The organism is Bacillus sp. FJAT-49711 (assembly GCF_018343715.1).
Lineage (GTDB): Bacteria > Bacillota > Bacilli > Bacillales > Bacillaceae_C > Lederbergia.
In genome coordinates, this window is record NZ_JAGYPL010000001.1 from 391,733 (window position 1) to 412,247 (window position 20,515).

Sequence of the window (20,515 nt, forward strand, 5' to 3'; positions counted from 1 at the left end):
CCTTCCTTCATCTTGTATCTAATCATACTAAATTATATTCCTTTTAGACATAAAAGTTAAGATATTTTTAGCAAGGGGGTCAATGGTTTGAAGCAAAAGCTTTACCGTTCTTTTATTGAATTGACAAATGGACCGTTTACAGCAAATCTAATAAAAAAATTTACGCATTCTAATTTAAGCAGGCGATTGATTAAGTCATACGCAACATTTTATGGAATTAATCTGGAAGAAATGCAGGGAGATATACATAGTTATGAAAATTTGCATTTATTTTTCACAAGAAAAATAAAGGAACATTCCCGTGTGATTGATCCACATCCAACTTCTATTATAAGCCCTGTAGACGGTGTTTTGGAGGATGTAGGTACCATCCATGCAAATAGTTTAATATATGTAAAAAACAAAAGCTACTCCATTACAGAAATGCTTGGAGCAAGTGATCGTGCAGCTAAATATGCCGAGGGCACATATATGATTCTTTATTTGAGCCCAGCCCATTATCATCGTATTCATAGTCCGGTCGATGCGAAAATAATAAATCGATATTCATTAGGGGCTAGGTCGTATCCAGTTAATCGACTAGGATTAAAATACGGAGATGCGACATTGAGTAAAAACTTTCGAACGATTTCAGAATTAGAGTGTGCTGGAAAATCAATTGCTATGGTTAAGGTTGGTGCGATGTTTATCAATTCAGTGGAAATTATTAATCAAAATGAAGAATGGGAAAAGGGAGAAGAAGTAGCTTATTTTTCGTTTGGGTCTACCGTTGTTCTACTATTCGAAAAAAATACTTTTCAACTCAACGGCACCTTATCAGTACCGAGCGAAGTAAAAGTTGGGGAAGCTCTAGGAATGATGAATAGCTGAAATAAGAAAAGCGCCAAAGTAAGCGGCGCTATTTTATTTCCATTATGTTATTTTAGATTATGAAAGTTTTTTTACTAAAGATCGCCGGTGAAGTTCCGATTCAATGAGCTGAATAAAATCAGAGCCTAGGTTAAGATTCTTAGCCTTATAATATGATTCGAGCAAAAGTTCATCAGATAACTTTTTCATCAGCTTCACCTCCAACAATCAAAATATTGTTCTAAAAAGGATAGTTATAAAATAGATTATTATGTTATCCCTTTTATTACCCCCACTTTACCAGATTAAACTTAGTGGAACAAGCGTTCCTTTATCCACAGAAATAAGTGGATAACCTGTGGGTAATATGTTGGTAATTATTTTTAAGGTTGTCACATTCGCTCTGGTTATGTGTATAAACTTATCCACAGATTTCGAAAAAGTAGATTATTGTCGAAAACTCTTTTGAATATAATTCAAAATCGGTTGGCACACAAATATAAAATAGAAAAAAGATGCGTATACGCTAAAAATTAGTTAAGATGAGTTTATCTGACAGAACAGCAATGAGGTGTAGAAAATTGTTGAAAAAGTTTTTGCCAAGTGAGTATGTTAAAAGTATTTATCATATTGACGCTAAAGAATTAAAATTAAAGGGTATAAAGGGAATCATTACGGATTTGGATAATACACTTGTTGAATGGGATCGCCCAAATGCTACTCCGAAGCTAATTAATTGGTTAGATGAAATGCAGCGAAATGACATTAAAGTGACCATTGTTTCTAATAATAATGAGCAAAGAGTAAGAATATTCTCCGATCCTTTACGAATCCCATTTATTTATAAGGCGAGAAAACCTCTTGGCCGTGCATTTAAAAAGGCAATCCAAATGATGGGAACGACGAAAGATGAAACAGTTATAATTGGGGACCAATTATTAACGGATGTACTGGGAGGAAATCGCGCAGGTTTTTATACAATTCTTGTCATTCCAGTCGCTAAGTCGGACGGGTTTTTTACTCGTTTTAATCGAAAAATTGAACGAGGAATCATGGCAAACTTTAAACGTAAAGGACTAATTGATTGGGAGGATGAGCAGCAATGAGTAAACATGACATCAATTGTATTGGCTGTGGAGTAGCAATACAGACAGATCATCCCGAAGACATTGGATATGCTCCTTCTTCATCTTTGGAAAAAGAAGAAGTGATTTGTCAAAGATGCTTTCGATTGAAGCATTATAATGAAGTTCAAGATGTATCGCTGACTGACCAAGACTTTTTAAATATATTAAACAAACTAAGTCTTACTGAAAGCTTAATTGTTAAGATTATTGATATTTTTGATTTTAATGGGAGCTGGTTGCCGGGACTGCATCGATTTGTGGGCAGTAACCCAATATTGCTCATTGGAAATAAAGTTGATTTACTTCCGAAATCAGCAAAAAGAAATAAGCTGATCGGGTGGATGAAAAGTCAGGCAAAAGAGCTTGGACTAAAGCCGATAGATGTTCTTCTCGTAAGTGCTGCGAAGGGGAGCCAAATAAAAGAGGCACTTGAACAAATAGAATACCATCGAAAAGGTAAAGATGTTTATATAGTAGGGTGTACGAATGTTGGGAAATCAACTTTTATTAATCGAATCATTAAAGAAGTAGCAGGCGGACAAGATGTCATTACGACTTCTCACTTTCCAGGGACAACATTGGATATGATTGAAATTCCGCTCGATGATGGAAAAGCTCTGATTGATACACCTGGAATCATCAATCATCACCAGATGGCCCATTTTGTTGACAAGAGCGATTTGAAAATTATTACACCAAAAAAAGAAATTAAGCCTAAGATCTTTCAGTTGAATGAGGAGCAAACTTTATTTTTTGGTGGATTAGCAAGATTTGATTATTTAAAAGGTGGACGCCGATCCTTTACTTGTTATTTATCAAATGAATTACATATTCATCGTACAAAATTGGATAATGCGGACACCTTATATAACAACCATGTGGGAGAAATGCTGCAGCCGCCAAGAAAGAATGAACTGGACACATTTCCTGAACTCGTAAGACATGAATTCATGATTAAAGAGGGAAAAATAGATGTAGTATTCTCAGGTTTGGGTTGGGTGACGGTTAATGAACCAGGAGCAAAAATCGCTGCATATGTTCCAAGAGGTGTAAACGTAATGTTAAGGAAATCACTCATATAAATAGAAGAAACAATGGGGGAATTTGATTGCTTAAATTATACGGTGTTATTGGCGATCCGATTGTACAATCCATGTCGCCTGTCATGCATAGTCAGGAATTTGATCAATTGGCAATAGAAGCTCATTATCATCCTTTTCATATAATAGATAAAGACTTAAAAGACGCTGTAAAGGGAATGAAAGCAATAGGTATTGCAGGTTTCAATGTGACAAGCCCGCATAAAACGACGATCATGCCCTTTTTAGATTATATCGATCCACTAGCAAAAGCGATTGGCGCTGTAAATACAGTCGTTCGTGTCAATGATGAATTTCATGGTTATAATACTGATGGAATGGGATTTATTAAAGCACTGCAGGCAGATTGGAAAGAGAGTTTCTATCATGACCATGCTTTAATTATTGGAGCAGGTGGTGCTGCCAAGGCGATTTATTATACTTTATTATCTAAGGGTATGAAAAATATTGATATTGCAAACCGTTCCGTTGATAAAGCGAATCAATTAATTTTTAATTGCCCGTATGAAGGCAAATCCAAAGCGATGTCGCTGAAAGAAGCTGAAGCTTGCTTGGATCAATATCAGCTTATTATACAGACAACTTCGATTGGGATGTATCCTAATTTTTCAGAAACTCCAATGTCTCTTGCGAATTTAAATCAGAATGCATTCGTATCGGATATTATTTATAATCCATTTGAAACGGCTCTTTTAAAAGAAGCGATGGAAAGAGGAGCGAAAGTACAAAACGGTGTAGGGATGTTTGTTTATCAAGGTGCCCTCGCATTTGAAAAATGGACGAGTATCGTACCTGATGTAGACAGAATGACGAACATTGTAATTAAACATTTAGGAGGAAATCCATGCTGACTGGAAAACAAAAAAGGTATTTAAGATCAAAGGCCCATCATCTAACGCCAATTTTTCAAGTAGGAAAAGGCGGAGTAAATGAAAATATGATTAGACAAATCGATGAAGCCTTGGAAAAAAGGGAATTACTAAAAGTTAGTATTCTTCAAAATTGTGACGAAGACAAGGAATCGGTTGCGACTGACCTTGTTGAAGGAACAGAGGCAGAGCTTGTGCAAGTTATCGGTAATATTATTGTTCTTTATAAAGAGTCTAAGGAAAATAAAGAACTAAATTTACCAGTGTAAATGGTGAGCAGAATAATGAAGAAAAAAGTTGGCATCTTAGGCGGAACGTTTGATCCCCCTCATCTTGGACATTTAATTATCGCTAATGAAGTATTTCATCGTTTGCAATTGGATGAAATACAGTTTATGCCCAATCAAGAGCCTCCACATAAAGAAAGAGATAGCCATACAACGAATAGAGATCGAATTAGAATGATTGAATTGGCTATCCAAGGCAATCCCTATTTTTCAATTGAAAAAATAGAGCTGGAGAGAAAAGGGAGATCCTATACGTACGATACGATGAAAATGCTTATCGAGCGGAATCCGAATCATGAATATTATTTTATTATTGGTGCAGATATGGTGGAATATTTGCCACATTGGAAAAAGATAAATGAGTTAATGGAGATGATTAAGTTTGTTGGCGTTAACCGGCCGAATTATCAGCTTGAAACTACTTATCCCATCATCCAAATTGAAGTTCCATTTATCGAAATATCATCATCAATGATTAGACATAGAAGTAAGCATTGTGAAACAATCAATTATTTATTACCTTATGGGGTAATTAACTATATTGAGGAGAATCAATTGTATGGATCGTGATGGAGCACTTGAAATTGTTGAAAAAAAATTAAAAGGTCCAAGGTTTCAGCATACATTAGGAGTAGTCTCAACGGCAGTTAAACTAGCCGAAAAATATGGGGCCAATCAAAAGCAAGCTGAAATCGCCGCAATTTTTCATGATTATGCAAAGCTTTTTCCTATTAATGAATTAAAGAATATTCTCGTTGAAGCGAAAGCAGATGATCGCTTGCTTTTGTTCCATCCCGAACTATGGCACGGTCCTGCAGCTGCGTATATATTGAAAAAAGAATTTTCGATCGACAATGAAGATATCATTAATGCTATTCGATTTCATACGACTGGTAGAGCTAATATGACCCTTCTAGAAAAAATCATATACTTAGCTGATTATATTGAACCCGGCCGCAGCTTTCCAGGCGTAGAGGAGACGAGGGAATTAGCTGAAATTGATTTAGATCAAGCGGTATTTAAAGCAATCAATAATACAATATCTTTTCTTATTCGTAAAAATGCAGCGATTTTTCCCGATACATTCGAAGCATATAATAGTTTTGTTTTAAATAAAGGAGGCAACACAATTTGAGTACGAAAGAATTATTAAAAACAGTTGTTAAAGCAGCTGACGATAAAAGAGCTGAAGAAATAGTAGTACTGAATATGCAAGGTATTTCATTCATTGCAGATTATTTTCTCATTTGCCATGGGAACTCAGAAAAACAAGTCCAAGCGATTGCAAGAGAAATTAAAGATGAAGCGAATAAGGTAGGTTTGACTGTTAATAAGATGGAAGGCTTTGATGAAGCAAAATGGGTATTGATTGATATGGGAAATATCATCGCACACGTATTCCATCGTGATGATCGCAGTTATTATAATTTGGAGAGGCTTTGGGGAGATGCTCCCTTTGAAGACGTTTTAGGGGAACTTGAACAGTGACATATGAACGATTAGCATATGTGTACGATTTTTTAATGAAGGAAGTACCTTATAAGAGCTGGTTAGAATTCTTATGTATAGAGAAGGAAAGATATTCAGTTGAAGGAAATCGCGTTCTCGATTTGGCTTGTGGGACAGGTGAGTTAACTGTTTTATTGGCCGAAAGGGGATTTGATGTAACTGGAGTTGATCTTTCAGATGATATGTTAATGGTTGCAAGGGAAAAAGCAGTGCAAAGGGGGCTGCAAATTCATTTGTTTGAGCAGGATATGAGTCTGCTCGAAGGGCTTGGTTCCTTTGATATCATCACTATTTTTTGCGACTCCTTAAATTATTTACGTACACCAGAAGAAGTACAAAAAACGTTTGAAAATGTTTTTACACATTTAAATGATGGGGGATTATTTTTATTCGATGTTCACTCACCGAATAAAATTGACCAATTTTTAAATGAAACGTATTCTTTTGCCGATGATGAAGTTTCTTATATATGGACAAGTTTTCCCGGCGAACATTCCCTATCAATAGAGCATGAATTAACCTTCTTTGTTATGGATGATAAATCAGGAAAATATAATCGATTTGACGAACTGCATAAACAGCGTACATATCGAACCGATCAATATATTAATTGGCTTACAGAAGCAAATTTTGCTATTAAGTCGATAAGTGCAGATTTTTCAGATCAAGCACCTACTGAAACTGCGGAAAGAATCTTTTTTACATGCCAAAAATAAGGCATAGCCTTTAAAAAATTGAATTAGATATAAGTTTTAATTAATGTGTGTCAGGACGGCGGGCTAATTCGCCGTCCTTTTTAACACTTGCGCTTTTAAGTGAAACAAGTATAATTGATTATACTGTGAAATCTTTTTTCAAAATTTCCACTTCTTCGTTAAATTTTGCGTGTGTTGCCTGAAGTACCTTTTCAAATACCCCATCAAGCTCTTTTTCCAAAACCTTTATTCCTTCTCCTGTAATACCACCTTTAACACAAACTTTTTCTTCTAATGCAGGAAGAGAATAAAATCCTTTATTTAATAATTCTCCAAGACCGATCAACATTTCCTCCGCAAGCTTTGTTGCAGTCTCTCTATCAATCAAAGTTTCAGTGACTGCAGCCTCAATAAATCTTCTCGTAATATAACTAAAAAAAGCTGGTCCACAGCTAACAATATCCGAAGAAATCCGAGTGATTTCCTCTTTAATTTGGATCGGAACTGAAATATGTGAAAACATGTCTATTAATTTATCCTGCCATTTTTGATCGCTCAATTTTCCGAAAGTAAAGAGAGTAACTCCAGAAAATGCTCTGTTTGTTATGCTTGGTATGATTCTAATGCAAGAGCAAGGTAATGTTTTTTCCAACCAGGCAGTTTGGATTGGACTCGTAATCGATACGAGGCATTGGTCTTTTTTAAAATATGATTGATTCTCCTGAATCAGCGAGTAAAATTCATTAGGTTTTACACAAAGAAAAATAAGGTTTGATTTTTTTACTACATCACTAATACGATCAGCTACTACAATATCCTCATATTTATGTTTAAGCATTTCTGCTTTGGCTTTCGTTCTGTTAACTACAATTACTTCTGAAGGAGTTATTGCATTACCATCAATCAATGCTTCAGAAAGTATTGTTCCCATATTACCTGTCCCAATTACTCCGACCTTCATTCCTGTCCCTCCTTCGCCTATCTCCTCCTAACAAATGTATGCCAACAAAAAAAAAATATTCATTTCAAGTGAGGTGGTTAAATTGATATGGCTTGAAAAATATAAATCTGTTTTAGTTGGAGCCATTGTAATTGGACTAGCGCTCTTTTTATTTATAAGTCAGCCAAAGGATAATCAAGTAGTCGTAAATGCCAATCTCCCTTTAGGAGAGGGAGACATACCAGGAATAGAGGAGAAGGAAGAAGATGATCGTTTAGCATTAAAGATCTTTGTGGATGTTAAAGGAGCTGTAAAATCCCCTGGACTTTATGAAGCAACTGAGACGGATCGTGTTTTTGATATTATTGAGAAAGCGGGGGGATTGCTAGATAAAGCAAATGAGGGTCAAGTGAATTTTGCCCAGAAAGTTCATGATGAGATGGTGATTTATATTCCAAAGATTGGTGAAGAAGGTGAAAATCCTTTTATGAATGATTCTTCACCATCCCAACAAAATGATAAGGTCAATTTAAATACGGCGAGCTCAGTTGAACTTGAGACACTGCCAGGTATTGGCCCGGCCAAGTCAGCTGCCATCATTGAATTTAGGGAGCAAAATGGCGCATTTAAACAAATTGAAGATCTTCAAAAAATTTCGGGGATCGGTCCAAAAACATTTGAAAGATTGCAGGATTTAATTACAGTTAAATAATTGAATGATTGACTATCAGCTGCTAAAGTCGATAAACTGAAGAAAACAGAAAAGGGAGACTTACATGGAAAGAATATCGTGGAATCAATATTTTATGGCACAAAGCCATCTTCTTTCATATAGAAGTACTTGTACAAGACTTACTGTTGGAGCAACGATTGTAAGGGATAAAAGAATTATTGCGGGGGGTTATAATGGCTCTATCGCAGGAGGAGTTCATTGTATTGATGAAGGGTGTTATGTCATTGATAATCACTGTGTAAGGACGATCCATGCTGAGATGAATGCCATTTTACAATGTGCGAAATTTGGAGTGCCAACAGAAAATGCTGAAATATATGTTACGCATTTTCCATGCTTGCAATGTTGTAAAGCTATAATACAAGCAGGGATAAAGACCGTTTATTATGCTGAAGATTATAAAAATCATCCTCATGCCATCGAATTATTTGAACAATCGGGGATCGCGGTGGAACAGGTTCCTTTTAATAAAGAAGTGTTTTTAACGTTTGCAGAGTGATCGTTAATAGGGAGGGGCTGTTTTGCAGCCTCCAACCCTATAGGCTCAATGTGTAAAAACAAAGAAGTCCAATAGGTTATTACAAGTATCGTCACTCTTCTAAGTTGGTGTGGTTGATTTCCGCTACAGTTGTTTGCATTCCGGACACGTTCTCCTAGAACGGAAAATCAACGGTGTATGAGGAAAGATCTATATGAAAATTATTCATTTCATTCAATAATGAATTGCGAAAATTATTAATAAAACAGGAAGAAGACTTGAAAATGAAATAAGAAAATCTCTGTTTCGGTGAATGCTGAGAGTCTATAATTAGAAAGGAGTTGCGATGGCGACAGGAAAATGGTTTTATGCTGGAATTGCAGCAATTTCAGGAGTTATGCTTATCTTGGAGTTTCATTTATTAACACTTATACTTGTTTTAATTGGGGTTATCCGAATCATTTTCGAAAAGCAAGGAAAGTTGTTATTGTTTTATTTGGCTTCCCTTATTCTATTTATGTGTGTAGCCAGTATGAATGAAAGAAATAACGTGTCAATTTTAGAACATGGAAAAACAAACATGTATGTTACCTTCAACGAAGTGCCTCAATTTAACGGAAACAGCTTAAAAGCGATCGTGATTTCCGATCAGGAAAAGCTTCTTTTCTCCTATATAATCCAAGATGAATCAGAAAAAATAATTTTAGAAAATCATATTAATTCGGGAACTACATGTCTTATCTCAGGTGAATTGATTCAGCCTGAAAGCAACCGCAATGAATTTGCATTTAATTATAAACAATATTTGTATAGACAAAATATCCATTGGCTGCTTGTAGCAAATACTCTTGTATGGAATGAATGTTTTGCGGCAAAGCCATCTTTTAAGTATTACTTACAAAACCTTCGATCTAAAGGGGTTAAAGCGGTAGAAAACAGTTTCCCAGATCAGTTAATTCCTTATGCAAGCGCGCTTATATTTGGTGATCGATCATCATTTTCTGAAAATACATATCGATCCTACCAGCAAATTGGAGTCGTTCATTTATTAGCGATATCCGGTCTGCATATCGCAATTTTTGTAGGAATAATATATGTTGTTTGTCTTCGACTTGGTATTTCCAAAGAAACCATTTATTGGTTCCTCATGATTTTTCTCCCTATTTATACTGTTTTAAGCGGAGCAAATCCCCCAGTGATTAGGGCCGTGTTAATGTCATTGCTCTTATTATCTTCAAAAAAATGGAGACTTCCTATTACAAGTCTGGATGCATTATCAATCAGTTTTATTATTTTTTTGTTTTTTGACCCACTTTTGATCTATCATGCCGGATTTCAACTTTCTTATTGTGTTACTTTTTGTTTAATTGTATCTTCACAAACCATTTTTGCGGCAAATCATTCTTACTTAAGAAAAATGATGGACACCTCGACCGTATCTACACTCGCTTCTTTTCCCATTCTCGCTTTCCACTTCTTTGAATTTTCTTTAATTGGCATTATTGCTAATATTGTTTTTGTCCCTTTTTATACAGCGATCATATTACCTTCAATACTTGGACTATTTGTACTTAAGTTTTTTAGTGATCAGTTATTTACCTTTTTAGCTGAAATATTGGCATCACTGATCAATTATTCAGAACAATTAGCTAGTCTAGCTAGTACTTTTAAATTTTCTACAATCATAACAGGAAAACCTAGTATGGTCAGTATTATTTTTATGATTTTAGGTGCATATCTTTATGTCTTTTTAACTGAAAAAAGAAAGCCGAGAACTATAGCTGTTCTACCAGTAACTTTCATTTTACTCATTCATATATCCTTGATTCATTATTCACCAAAAGGAGAAGTGGTCTTTATTGATATTGGTCAAGGTGATAGTACGTTAATTAAATTGCCTTATAATCGTGGAACATATTTAATTGATACGGGTGGCCAGCTTGATTTTCCTGTTCAGGAATGGCAGAAACGCAAGAAACCTTTTCGAGTAGGGACACATATATTAGTGCCAGTATTAAAAAGTAAAGGAATCAGCAAAGTAAATAAACTGATTCTTACTCATAGTGATGCAGATCATATTGGTGCCGCAAAAGAATTACTAGATGAAATTTCGATTAATGAACTGATTATTTCTCCTAATTCTTGGCAGAATCCTTTAATGAAAAATATTTTGCGTATTGCGGAAACATACGGAATCCCTATTCATGAAGAAAAAGCAGGTACGGCATGGGAAAATAAGTCGGGGAAATTCCAATTTATCTTTCCTTTTGATGAACACTATGAAGGAAATAATGATTCACTTGTATTATTTGCTGAGTTTGGAGGCTTGACTTGGCTTTTTATGGGTGATGTGGAAAAGGAAGGGGAACTAGAAATCATTCAGGCATATAGAAGGTTGAATATTAATGTACTAAAAGTCGGACATCATGGCAGTAAAACGTCATCAACATCAGATTTTGTAAAATTTGTTCGTCCAGAATATGCAGTTATTTCCGCAGGGGATGATAATCGTTACGGCCACCCTCATAAAGAAGTGCTTGATGTATTTGAAGAAAACAACGTTCAATTATTCAGGACAGATAAACAAGGAGCTGTTCATTATGTTTTTACAAAAAGAGGTGGAACCTTTCACACCATTATGCAATAAGATAAAACATATAAGTCTTGATTGAAATAAGTAAAGCGTCAATTCTTATTGTTGCAATTGAGTAATAATAAAGGCATAAAAATCTGCAAACAAAAAAGAAGTTTGTTTAACAAACTTCCTTTTGCGAGGTGTAAGCCTTAATAATTATTTTCCAAGAAGTTCAATAACTGTACCAATCACAAAGATGGCTGTAAAGAAAACAAAAGAAACTACAAAACCAACGCCTGAATCTATTGCATCATTTCGTTTTGATTGAGCATTTTGTTCAAATTCATTCACGACTACCCCTCCTATTTCCACTATAGTATAGACGAAGATTAAAAAAAAATCCACAATTCCATTACCACTGCTGACAAGAGTTGACACCCATACTTTTTACGAAGAAGGCTACAATACAAATACAAGTTTCTCTTTCGAAACTTCTGCTTAGAAACTCCGGAGATAATAAAATTATATCCGCTTCGATTTAAGTATCCTAGGCCTTATTTTGAAGCGTTCATCATAGATCGGGGGCAACTTCACAATTTGGTGGATTGTCCCCTTTGCCTCTTGTCAAATGAGCTTAGCTCTCATACGATATAAGTAAGATCTAAAATAAGGCAGGGCAAAGACATGAAACTTTGGGAAAAGATAGAAAAAAAACAGTTTTCACCACTTTATTTATTATATGGAACAGAGAGCTTTTTAATCAATGAGACGAAACAGAAATTAATGACAAATGTGTTAACAGATGAAGAAATGGATTTTAATTTATCCATTTATGATATGGAAGAAACAACTGTAGAAGAGGCACTTGAAGATGCTGAAACGTTTCCTTTTTTTGGAGATAAAAAGATCGTTTTTTTAAATAATCCAATATTTTTAACTTCTGAAAAATCAAAGGATAAAGTGGAACATAATATTAAGAAGCTTGAATCTTATATCGAATCACCTGCACCATACTCAATATTAGTTTTAGCAGGTAATTATGAAAAATTAGATGAACGAAAAAAAATAACAAAATTACTCAAAAAAAATGCAGAAATCATTGAGGCGAAAAAGTTATCTGAGCGAGAATTACATAATTGGATTTCAGAGCAAATAGAAAAAAAAGGGCAGCAAATAAACGAAAATGCGATTAATTTATTATTAGCATTAGTTGGCCCTGATTTAATGAATCTCCATTCCGAATTAGAGAAACTGTCTTTGTATGTGAAGGATTCAAAAGTCATTACGGATGATATTGTTGAAAAGCTCACATCGAGATCTTTGGAACAGAATATATTTGATTTAGTTGATAAGGTAGTACAAAGAAAGATGGATGAAGTTTTTAGGATTTATTATGACTTAAGGAAGCAAAATGAAGAACCGATAAAAATATTGGCGCTATTGGCAAGTCAATTCCGTTTAATTTATCAAGTGAAGGAACTAATGAAGCGGGGATATGGACAGCAGCAAATTGCGGGTACACTAAAAACTCATCCTTTTCGAGTCAAGCTAGCATCAGGACAAGCGCGTTCTTTTAATGATAAAGAACTGGGAGAAATTATTCATTTTCTTGCTCAAACAGATGAACAGTTAAAAACTGGTGGATCGGGTCGAGAGGTATCACTGGAATTATTTCTCTTTAAATTAGGAAGCTTGAAAATATCGTAAAAAACGTCGCTTATTTAATTAAGGGTAAAAATGGCCCTCCAATATAAAAGTCAATTTTAAATACAGTTGTTGATTTGCATTCTTGGTGCTGCGCTTTCCGCTTATTTAACTTGTAATAAATTTCATATCCAAAGAACAAAGGTATAATACCTCATTTTTAGAGGGAATTATACCTTTTTTCTTAAGTCTTTAAGTCTATTACTTTTCAATAGAAGCAGTTACAAACTTGACTTAGGTTCCTTAGAAAGAAAAACGGACCACTATATCCTAAAGGTGGATATTATGGTCCGTTTTAACTTTAGCTTTATTAAGCCATTTTACTTAATTTTTTTGCTAGACGAGCTTTTTGACGGTTAGCTGTGTTTTTATGGATCAAGCCTTTTGTAGCAGCTTTATCAAGGTGCTTTACGGCATTCTTAAAAAGATCTTTTGCAGTATCTTCATTTAAATCAACAGCTGATTCAAATTTCTTAACAGCAGTACGCATTGCAGATTTAGTAGCAGAGTTTTGAGCGTTTTTAGCTTCATTAATATTTACTCGTTTAATTGCAGATTTAATGTTCGGCATTCCATTCACCTCCTGACAATGATCGAGGTTCTATGTCACTCGACTTTCACTAATATACCATTATTCATTAACAATAAGAACAAGAGATATTTTATCAAACGAATAATAGGATTGCAATACTTCTGAATGAAAAATGGTATGAAAGGAAAGGATGGGAAGTAAAGTTCCCTTTTTAGGAGGTTAGTTTGATGAAGAATGATGAACTTGATTTAAGCCGTTATGCCGTAAGAACAGACTTGGCAAAAGAAGCATTCGAAATGGCTTTAGCTCAGTTGATAGGTAATAAGAAAAATAAGGTAGAACAGAAAGAAATAAATGGAGTAGTCATAAAAGAAAAGATGGATGGGGATATAAAAATATCTTTAGCTACCATTACCCCTGAGGGAGCAGAGAAATTAGGAAAAAAGGCAGGTCATTACTTAACTCTTGAAGTTCAAGGAATCAGGTCGCAAGATTCTGTTTTGCAGCAGCAAGTAGAAGAAACATTTGCTAAGGAATTCAGTGGATTTTTAGATATGTTGAATATCCCGAAAACGGCAAGTTGTCTAGTGGTTGGTCTCGGAAATTGGAATGTTACTCCAGATGCATTGGGACCACAAGTTTGTGAACATCTTGTCATTACGAGGCATTTATTTCAACTAGAATCGCATGAAGTTGAAAAAGGCTACAGACCAGTAAGCGCTATTGCCCCAGGGGTAATGGGACTGACAGGAATTGAAACAAGTGACATTATTTTCGGCGTTAGTGAAAAATCAAAACCTGATTTTATTATTGCGATTGATGCCTTGGCATCCCGTTCAATAGAAAGGGTTAATGCCACTATTCAAATATCAGATACAGGCATCCATCCTGGATCGGGAGTGGGTAATAAACGTAAGGAATTAAGCAAAGAAACATTGGGAGTCCCTGTTATTTCTATTGGGGTGCCGACAGTCGTAGATGCTGTAACAATTACAAGCGATACTATTGATTTTTTGCTTAAACATTTTGGCAAAGAAATAAAGGAATCGGCTAGACCATCAAGATCACTTGCTCCAGCAGGATTGACATTTGGTGAAAAAAGAAAACTAAGCGACGAAGATTTACCGGAAGAAAACCAGAGAAAAACATTTTTAGGAATGGTAGGAACACTTGAAGAAGAAGAAAAACGAAGGCTGATCCACGAGGTATTGGCCCCGCTAGGACATAATTTAATGGTGACACCTAAAGAAGTAGATGTATTCATTGAAGATATGGCAAATTTGATTGCTTCAGGTTTGAACGCGGCGCTTCATACAGCTGTTGATCAAACAGATGCAGGCTTTAAAACGAGATAAAAAAGGTTCTATCATATGTTTAATGGACATATCATTTAATAGAAGGAATGATAGAGGAGGTGCTGGAATGATGAAAAACTTTATATTTAAATGCTTTCTACTAGTGTGCGTCCTATTAGTAGGTGTTCTGATCGGCATGAACAAAGCAAATGAAGGAATGCTTAATATGAAAGGCTACTCAGATAACTCATTCCAGACCCCGGTTACAGTCCAGCAAAATGATGATGGCGAAGTAGAGTCAACTTTTATGGGCAAGGATCTTCCAACTTTTAATTTTGAGGACAGAAAAGAAAAATTAGAAGAAGCAAAAGCCTATAATTTTTTTTCGGAAACGGGAAAATTTCTAGCCGACATTGTTACAAGTACTACACAAAAGATTTTTGAGTTTTTTTCTAGTTTATTATAATGCTCTGTTCTACACATAGTTGCTTGAAGTGAAGTTCAACTTCAGAAATTGATTATTAGGAGAAAGGCTACTTTCCATTATAAGTGGCCTTTCTTATTTTCCATTTGCTCATTGAATGTACTGCTGTTATAATTTACGCTAGCATACTTGCGTCGATTAACAGGAGTGAACACGATGAACTTAGAGGAAAGAAAAAAAAGACAAGAGAAAATCCGCAACTTTTCAATTATAGCCCATATCGACCATGGTAAATCTACCTTGGCCGACCGTATTCTTGAACAAACGAAAGCACTCACATCCCGGGAAATGAAAAATCAATTGCTAGATTCCATGGATTTAGAGAGAGAGCGGGGCATTACGATAAAATTAAATGCAGTTCAATTAAAATACAGTGCGAAAGATGGAGAAGATTATACATTTCATCTTATCGATACACCAGGTCATGTCGACTTCACATATGAAGTTTCAAGAAGTCTTGCAGCATGCGAAGGGGCTATTTTAGTTGTTGATGCAGCACAAGGAATTGAGGCGCAAACCTTGGCCAATGTATACTTGGCGTTGGATAATAACCTTGAAATTCTACCTGTTATCAATAAAATTGATCTACCTGCGGCTGATCCGGAAAGAGTAAGGCGAGAAATTGAAGATGTAATAGGACTTGATGCTTCTGAGGCAGTTTTAGCCTCCGCAAAGGCAGGAATAGGAATAGAAGATATACTTGAACAGATTGTTGAAAAGGTTCCTGCACCTGCCGGCGATCCTGAAGGACCATTAAAGGCACTGATTTTTGATTCATTATATGATGCTTATCGCGGCGTCATTGCCTCTATACGTGTAATGGAAGGAACGGTTAAAGCTGGCGATAAGATTCGGATGATGGCGACCGGCAAAGAGTTTGAAGTAAATGAAGTTGGCGTTCATGCCCCGAAGCCGGTGTTAGTGGATGAGCTTACAGTTGGAGATGTTGGCTTTTTAACAGCCTCTATTAAAAATGTAGGGGACACTCGTGTTGGGGATACAATCACAAGCGTAAAAAATCCTGCTTCAGAACCGCTGCCAGGTTATCGGAAATTAAATCCAATGGTGTTTTGCGGTCTTTACCCAATCGACTCCGCCAAGTTCAATGATCTTAGAGAGGCATTAGAAAAATTAGAGTTGAATGATTCCGCGCTCCAGTTTGAACCTGAATCTTCACAAGCACTTGGATTTGGATTTCGCTGTGGATTTTTAGGACTGCTTCATATGGAAATCATTCAAGAACGGATTGAAAGAGAATTTAATATTGATTTAATTACAACTGCACCAAGTGTTATTTATACAGTGTATATGACAGATGGAACGGAATTGAAAATTGATAATCCGTCCAATATGCCGGATCCTCAAAAAATTGATCATGTAGAAGAGCCTTACGTAAAAGCTTCCATGATGGTTCCAAATGATTACGTTGGAGCGGTTATGGAATTATCACAACAGAAGCGCGGGCATTTTGTCGATATGCAATACTTGGATGACATTAGGGTAAATGTCGTTTATGAAATACCTCTCTCAGAAATCGTCTATGACTTTTTTGATCAGTTAAAATCTAATACTAAAGGTTACGCCTCATTTGATTATGAAATGATTGGCTATCAACCTTCAAAATTGGTGAAGATGGATATTTTATTAAATAGTGAAAAGGTAGACGCCTTAAGTTTTATCGTCCACCGCGATTTTGCTTACGATCGAGGGAAAGTAATTGTAGAAAAATTGAAGGAACTTATCCCGAGGCAACAATTTGAAGTTCCCATACAAGCGGCTATAGGCCAAAAAATTGTTGCTCGTTCAACGATAAAATCGATGGGTAAAAACGTTTTAGCCAAATGTTATGGCGGAGACATCTCCAGAAAACGTAAATTATTGGAAAAACAGAAAGAAGGAAAGAAACGGATGAAACAAGTTGGTTCCGTTGAAGTTCCTCAAGAAGCATTCATGGCCGTACTTAAAAGAGATGAACAAGGGAAATAAATAATAAATGATGATGGGGAGGGAGAGCATGGAACGATTCATGTTGCACTTCCCTTTCATTTTTAAAGAGGGTAAAAAATGAAAGCTGCGTATATTCATATTCCGTTTTGTGAACATATTTGTCATTATTGTGATTTTAATAAAGTTTTTTTAAAAGGTCAGCCAGTTGATGAGTACGTTCAGTCGCTCATAAAAGAATTTGAAATAGTAAATAAAGAAACGCCTATTCAACAATTGGAAACTATTTTTGTTGGCGGGGGCACTCCCACTTCTCTAAATGAAGAACAATTGGAAACCCTTTGTAAAGGAATAAGGACCTATTTGCCTTTTTCTGAAGGTGAGTTTACATTTGAAGCCAATCCAGGGGATTTATCGATAGATAAATTAAAAATTATGGCTGAATACGGAGTAAACCGAATCAGTTTTGGCGTCCAATCTTTTAATAATGAACTGTTAGCAAAAATTGGCCGGACACACAGGGTGGAAGATGTTTATTCATCATTAGATAAAGCATTTAAATGTGGATTTTCAAATATAAGCATCGATTTGATTTATGCCTTGCCCGGCCAAACCATTAGTGATTTTCAAGCGACTTTAAAAGAAGCAATCGCACTTAACCTTCCTCATTATTCAAGTTATTCCTTAATTGTAGAACCGAAAACCGTTTTTTATAACTTAATGCGAAAAGGCAAGTTGCATCTTCCCGGTGAAGATGTAGAAGCTGAAATGTATAAAATATTAATGGAAGAAATGGAGAAAAGTGGACTGGAGCAATATGAAATCAGTAACTTTTCAAAGCCTGGTTACGAGAGCAAGCATAATTTGGTTTATTGGAACAATGACGAATACTTTGGTTTCGGTGCTGGGGCACATGGCTATATAAATGATATTCGCTATTCGAACGCAGGGCCGTTAAAAAAATATATGGAACCGCTCAGTGAAGGAAGAAGACCACTCTTTGACCAAAATAAAATAACAAAAAAAGAAAAAATGGAAGAAGAAATGTTCCTTGGATTACGAAAAATTGAAGGAGTGCAAATAAGTCTTTTTCAAAAAAAATATAATGAAAATGTAATGGATATTTTTAAGACTCCAATTAGCGAGATGATGGATCGTGGGCTATTAACGAAAAGTGAAGACTTTTTATATTTGACAAATCGGGGAAAGCTTTTAGGAAATGAGGTTTTCCAAGCATTTCTTTTATGATTTTCTTTATTAGGTAAGAAAAAATAGATTTTTATTGGTCTTTAGACATTCATTATAGAGCTTCAACATTTTTCGTTCTCCTTAATATGTTACATCTTCTTGTCTAGCACGGGATTAGTCTTTCGAGGAGGCAAGAAATGATTTTCTTGTCTTGGATCATTTGTTTGTTGAGTTGAGAAGAATTTGGATGAGGATTTCGCTTGACACAATACATTATAGTGAAGGCGAAGCGAAAGGGCGTTATGGTATTATCCTTCCTTTCTCAACAGCCGACTCCAGTTTTCATGGCTCAGCGTGTTTCCTTAATGTTTGCCTGCAGTCCCAAAGATTATACAACAATAAGCAAAAGCGCTTGCCTTTTTGTTCATAATTTCAGAAGTGTAAAATCGTTGACATCAACAAAGCATTTTGATACTTTTATTATAGATTTAGCACTCATTTGAATAGAGTGCTAACAGAGGTGATAAATGTTGCTAACAGATCGTCAGTTGCTTATATTACAAGTGATTATTGATGATTTTATTCGATCTGCACAACCTGTCGGCTCGCGAAGTCTTTCCAAAAAAATTAATATTCCACTCAGTTCTGCGACCATTAGAAATGAGATGGCCGATTTGGAAGAATGGGGCTTTATAGAAAAGACACATACATCTTCCGGAAGAGTACCTTCTGAGAAAGGGTACCGGTATTATGTAGATCATTTGCTTGCTCCACAAGTTTTACATGCAAATGATATTCAGAAACTCCATTCTATTTTTGCTGAACGAATATATGAATTGGAAAATGTTGCGCAAAAGTCTGCTATCATTCTTTCAGAATTAACGAATTATACTGCGATATTATTAGGTCCAGCTGTAAAGGAAAATAAATTAAGGAAATTACAAATCGTTCCGTTAAATAAAGAGACGGCGGTTGCCATTATTATTACGGACACAGGTCATGTAGAAAATCGAGTATTTACGCTTCCCGAAAATATGGCGCCTGAAGAGATTGAGAAGCTTGTGAACATTTTAAACGATAAATTAATCGGTGTTTCTATTGCGGATCTAAGGGAAACAATTTATAAGGAAGTTGCCGCTTTGCTACAAAGAAATATTCAACGTTTTGATCTATTGTTGAACTCTATTCTATCTACTATTGACATTCATCCAACTGAAAGATTGTTTTTTGGCGGAAAAATGAATATGTTAAATCAGCCAGAATTTAAAAATATTGAAAAAATCCGTTCAATAATGGATATGATTGAACAGGAACACGGTTTATATGAATTGTTCAAGCATACACCTCGTGGGATTAATGTCAAAATTGGCAGAGAAAATGAGAATACTCAAATGGAAGATTGCAGTCTTATCACTGCTACTTATTCCATAGGGAAAGATGATGTTGGAACCATCGCAATATTGGGGCCAACTAGAATGGAATATTCACGTGTTATCAGCTTATTGGATTTTTTAAGCAAGGATTTGAGCCTAGTTTTAACGAAATTATTTCATCAATGAGTATGAAGTTTTAAGGAGGTGAAGTTTTATGAACGATCAAACGAAAGAAACATCAGATCAATTGAAAGATCAAACAAATAGTGTAGCCGAAGATACTGAATCCGTTGAATCTTTACAAGAAGAAAGCACAAAAGAAGCTGAAGATGTTGGACAAGTTGAAACTACACAGAATGAAGAAGCAGTAGATGAAACTGCCTTGAGGATTTCTGAACTAGAAAAAAAGGTGGAAGAAGCTGAAAATCGATACTTACGATTGTATGCTGATTTTGAAAATTTCCGCAGACGCTCCCAGCTTGAAAGGGAAGCGAGCGAAAAATATAGATCGCAAAGCTTGATTACGAACCTGTTGCCTGCAATCGACAATTTTGAAAGAGCAATGCAAATTGAACTAAAAGATGAACAGTCGAAGGCGTTGCTTAATGGTGTACAAATGGTCTATCGGAACATTGTAGACGTGTTAAAGCAAGAAGGTGCTGAACAGATTGAAGCGGTCGGTCAAGAATTTGATCCGAATTTTCACCAAGCTGTTATGCAGACAAATGAGCCTGATTTTGCTTCAAATATTGTTGTTGAAGAATTACAAAAAGGCTATAAGCTTAAAGACCGCGTGATTAGACCATCTATGGTTAAAGTAAATCAATAGCATC

General features: G+C 35.5%; 22 protein-coding genes and 1 pseudogene. 19 read left to right on the forward strand and 4 right to left on the reverse strand.

Annotation, left to right across the window (positions count from 1 at the left end):
* Positions 1-87 precede the first annotated feature (87 nt).
* The gene (locus tag KHA96_RS01955) at positions 88-870 is read left to right on the forward strand and encodes a phosphatidylserine decarboxylase (protein WP_213127614.1); all 783 of its coding nucleotides are present in this window, start codon (positions 88-90) and stop codon (positions 868-870) included.
* Positions 871-927: 57 nt separating this feature from the next.
* Here the strand turns inward: KHA96_RS01955 and sda are convergent, their stop codons facing one another.
* On the reverse strand, positions 928-1,059 hold the full coding sequence (gene sda / locus KHA96_RS01960; RefSeq protein ID WP_213127615.1) for a sporulation histidine kinase inhibitor Sda: 132 nt from the start codon (positions 1,057-1,059) through the stop codon (positions 928-930).
* A 371-nt stretch (positions 1,060-1,430) separates the two neighbouring features.
* Between sda and KHA96_RS01965 the strand changes: the two genes are divergently transcribed.
* The 8 genes from KHA96_RS01965 to KHA96_RS02000 are packed head-to-tail and all read left to right on the forward strand — an operon-like array spanning position 1,431 to position 6,457.
* Positions 1,431-1,955, forward strand: a complete 525-nt coding sequence (locus KHA96_RS01965; protein WP_249315214.1) for a YqeG family HAD IIIA-type phosphatase — start codon at positions 1,431-1,433, stop codon at positions 1,953-1,955.
* Positions 1,952-3,058, forward strand: a complete 1,107-nt coding sequence (gene yqeH, locus KHA96_RS01970; protein ID WP_213127616.1) for a ribosome biogenesis GTPase YqeH — start codon at positions 1,952-1,954, stop codon at positions 3,056-3,058. Before KHA96_RS01965 ends, yqeH begins: the two co-directional genes overlap by 4 nt.
* A gap of 26 nt (positions 3,059-3,084) precedes the next feature.
* Positions 3,085-3,927, forward strand: a complete 843-nt coding sequence (gene aroE, locus KHA96_RS01975; protein WP_213127617.1) for a shikimate dehydrogenase — start codon at positions 3,085-3,087, stop codon at positions 3,925-3,927.
* Positions 3,921-4,214: a ribosome assembly RNA-binding protein YhbY gene (yhbY, locus tag KHA96_RS01980; protein ID WP_213127618.1), complete on the forward strand. Its 294-nt coding sequence runs from the start codon at positions 3,921-3,923 to the stop codon at positions 4,212-4,214. The genes aroE and yhbY overlap by 7 nt, the downstream gene beginning before the upstream one ends.
* A gap of 15 nt (positions 4,215-4,229) precedes the next feature.
* Positions 4,230-4,802, forward strand: coding sequence for a nicotinate-nucleotide adenylyltransferase (locus KHA96_RS01985; RefSeq protein ID WP_213127619.1), 573 nt, complete (start codon positions 4,230-4,232; stop codon positions 4,800-4,802).
* A complete protein-coding gene (yqeK, locus tag KHA96_RS01990; RefSeq protein ID WP_213127620.1) occupies positions 4,792-5,367 on the forward strand; it encodes a bis(5'-nucleosyl)-tetraphosphatase (symmetrical) YqeK in 576 nt (191 codons plus the stop codon). Before KHA96_RS01985 ends, yqeK begins: the two co-directional genes overlap by 11 nt.
* Positions 5,364-5,720: a ribosome silencing factor gene (rsfS, locus tag KHA96_RS01995; RefSeq protein WP_213127621.1), complete on the forward strand. Its 357-nt coding sequence runs from the start codon at positions 5,364-5,366 to the stop codon at positions 5,718-5,720. Before yqeK ends, rsfS begins: the two co-directional genes overlap by 4 nt.
* Positions 5,717-6,457 carry a class I SAM-dependent DNA methyltransferase gene (locus KHA96_RS02000; protein ID WP_213127622.1) on the forward strand — a complete coding sequence of 247 codons (741 nt, stop codon included), beginning with the start codon at positions 5,717-5,719 and terminating at the stop codon, positions 6,455-6,457. Before rsfS ends, KHA96_RS02000 begins: the two co-directional genes overlap by 4 nt.
* Positions 6,458-6,575: 118 nt before the next feature.
* On the opposite strand, the gene comER is transcribed toward KHA96_RS02000, so the two are convergent.
* Positions 6,576-7,397, reverse strand: a complete 822-nt coding sequence (gene comER, locus KHA96_RS02005) for a late competence protein ComER (RefSeq protein ID WP_213127623.1) — start codon at positions 7,395-7,397, stop codon at positions 6,576-6,578.
* A 73-nt stretch (positions 7,398-7,470) separates the two neighbouring features.
* Between comER and KHA96_RS02010 the strand changes: the two genes are divergently transcribed.
* The 3 genes and pseudogenes from KHA96_RS02010 to KHA96_RS02020 all read left to right on the forward strand — a co-directional run bounded on the left by KHA96_RS02010 (position 7,471) and on the right by KHA96_RS02020 (position 11,234).
* Positions 7,471-8,088 carry a helix-hairpin-helix domain-containing protein gene (locus tag KHA96_RS02010; RefSeq protein ID WP_481748199.1) on the forward strand — a complete coding sequence of 206 codons (618 nt, stop codon included), beginning with the start codon at positions 7,471-7,473 and terminating at the stop codon, positions 8,086-8,088.
* Positions 8,089-8,152: 64 nt separating this feature from the next.
* Positions 8,153-8,587: pseudogene (locus KHA96_RS02015) on the forward strand (ComE operon protein 2); the annotation flags it as partial.
* Between the two features lie 346 nt (positions 8,588-8,933).
* Entirely contained in the window at positions 8,934-11,234 is a 2,301-nt protein-coding gene (locus tag KHA96_RS02020; protein ID WP_213127626.1) for a DNA internalization-related competence protein ComEC/Rec2, read from the forward strand.
* Between the two features lie 144 nt (positions 11,235-11,378).
* Here the strand turns inward: KHA96_RS02020 and KHA96_RS02025 are convergent, their stop codons facing one another.
* A complete protein-coding gene (locus KHA96_RS02025) occupies positions 11,379-11,513 on the reverse strand; it encodes a YqzM family protein (RefSeq protein ID WP_213127627.1) in 135 nt (44 codons plus the stop codon).
* A 333-nt stretch (positions 11,514-11,846) separates the two neighbouring features.
* On the opposite strand from KHA96_RS02025, the gene holA reads away from it, so the two are divergent.
* Entirely contained in the window at positions 11,847-12,869 is a 1,023-nt protein-coding gene (gene holA / locus KHA96_RS02030; protein ID WP_213127628.1) for a DNA polymerase III subunit delta, read from the forward strand.
* Positions 12,870-13,176: 307 nt separating this feature from the next.
* On the opposite strand, the gene rpsT is transcribed toward holA, so the two are convergent.
* A complete protein-coding gene (gene rpsT, locus KHA96_RS02035) occupies positions 13,177-13,437 on the reverse strand; it encodes a 30S ribosomal protein S20 (protein ID WP_213127629.1) in 261 nt (86 codons plus the stop codon).
* Between the two features lie 188 nt (positions 13,438-13,625).
* Here rpsT and gpr point away from each other — a divergent pair, with 188 nt between their 5' ends.
* The 6 genes from gpr (at position 13,626) to grpE (ending at position 20,511) form a co-directional block, all read left to right on the forward strand.
* Positions 13,626-14,753 (forward strand): GPR endopeptidase, encoded by a 1,128-nt coding sequence (gene gpr / locus KHA96_RS02040; RefSeq protein WP_213127630.1) that lies wholly within the window; start codon positions 13,626-13,628, stop codon positions 14,751-14,753.
* A gap of 67 nt (positions 14,754-14,820) precedes the next feature.
* Entirely contained in the window at positions 14,821-15,159 is a 339-nt protein-coding gene (locus KHA96_RS02045; RefSeq protein WP_213127631.1) for a DUF3679 domain-containing protein, read from the forward strand.
* 174 nt (positions 15,160-15,333) lie between these two features.
* On the forward strand, positions 15,334-17,163 hold the full coding sequence (lepA, locus tag KHA96_RS02050; RefSeq protein ID WP_213127632.1) for a translation elongation factor 4: 1,830 nt from the start codon (positions 15,334-15,336) through the stop codon (positions 17,161-17,163).
* Positions 17,164-17,241: 78 nt separating this feature from the next.
* The gene (hemW, locus tag KHA96_RS02055; RefSeq protein WP_213127633.1) at positions 17,242-18,369 is read left to right on the forward strand and encodes a radical SAM family heme chaperone HemW; all 1,128 of its coding nucleotides are present in this window, start codon (positions 17,242-17,244) and stop codon (positions 18,367-18,369) included.
* Positions 18,370-18,839: 470 nt separating this feature from the next.
* Positions 18,840-19,868: a heat-inducible transcriptional repressor HrcA gene (gene hrcA, locus KHA96_RS02060; protein WP_213127634.1), complete on the forward strand. Its 1,029-nt coding sequence runs from the start codon at positions 18,840-18,842 to the stop codon at positions 19,866-19,868.
* 28 nt (positions 19,869-19,896) lie between these two features.
* Positions 19,897-20,511, forward strand: a complete 615-nt coding sequence (gene grpE, locus KHA96_RS02065; protein ID WP_213127635.1) for a nucleotide exchange factor GrpE — start codon at positions 19,897-19,899, stop codon at positions 20,509-20,511.
* The last annotated feature ends 4 nt before the right edge of the window (positions 20,512-20,515 follow it).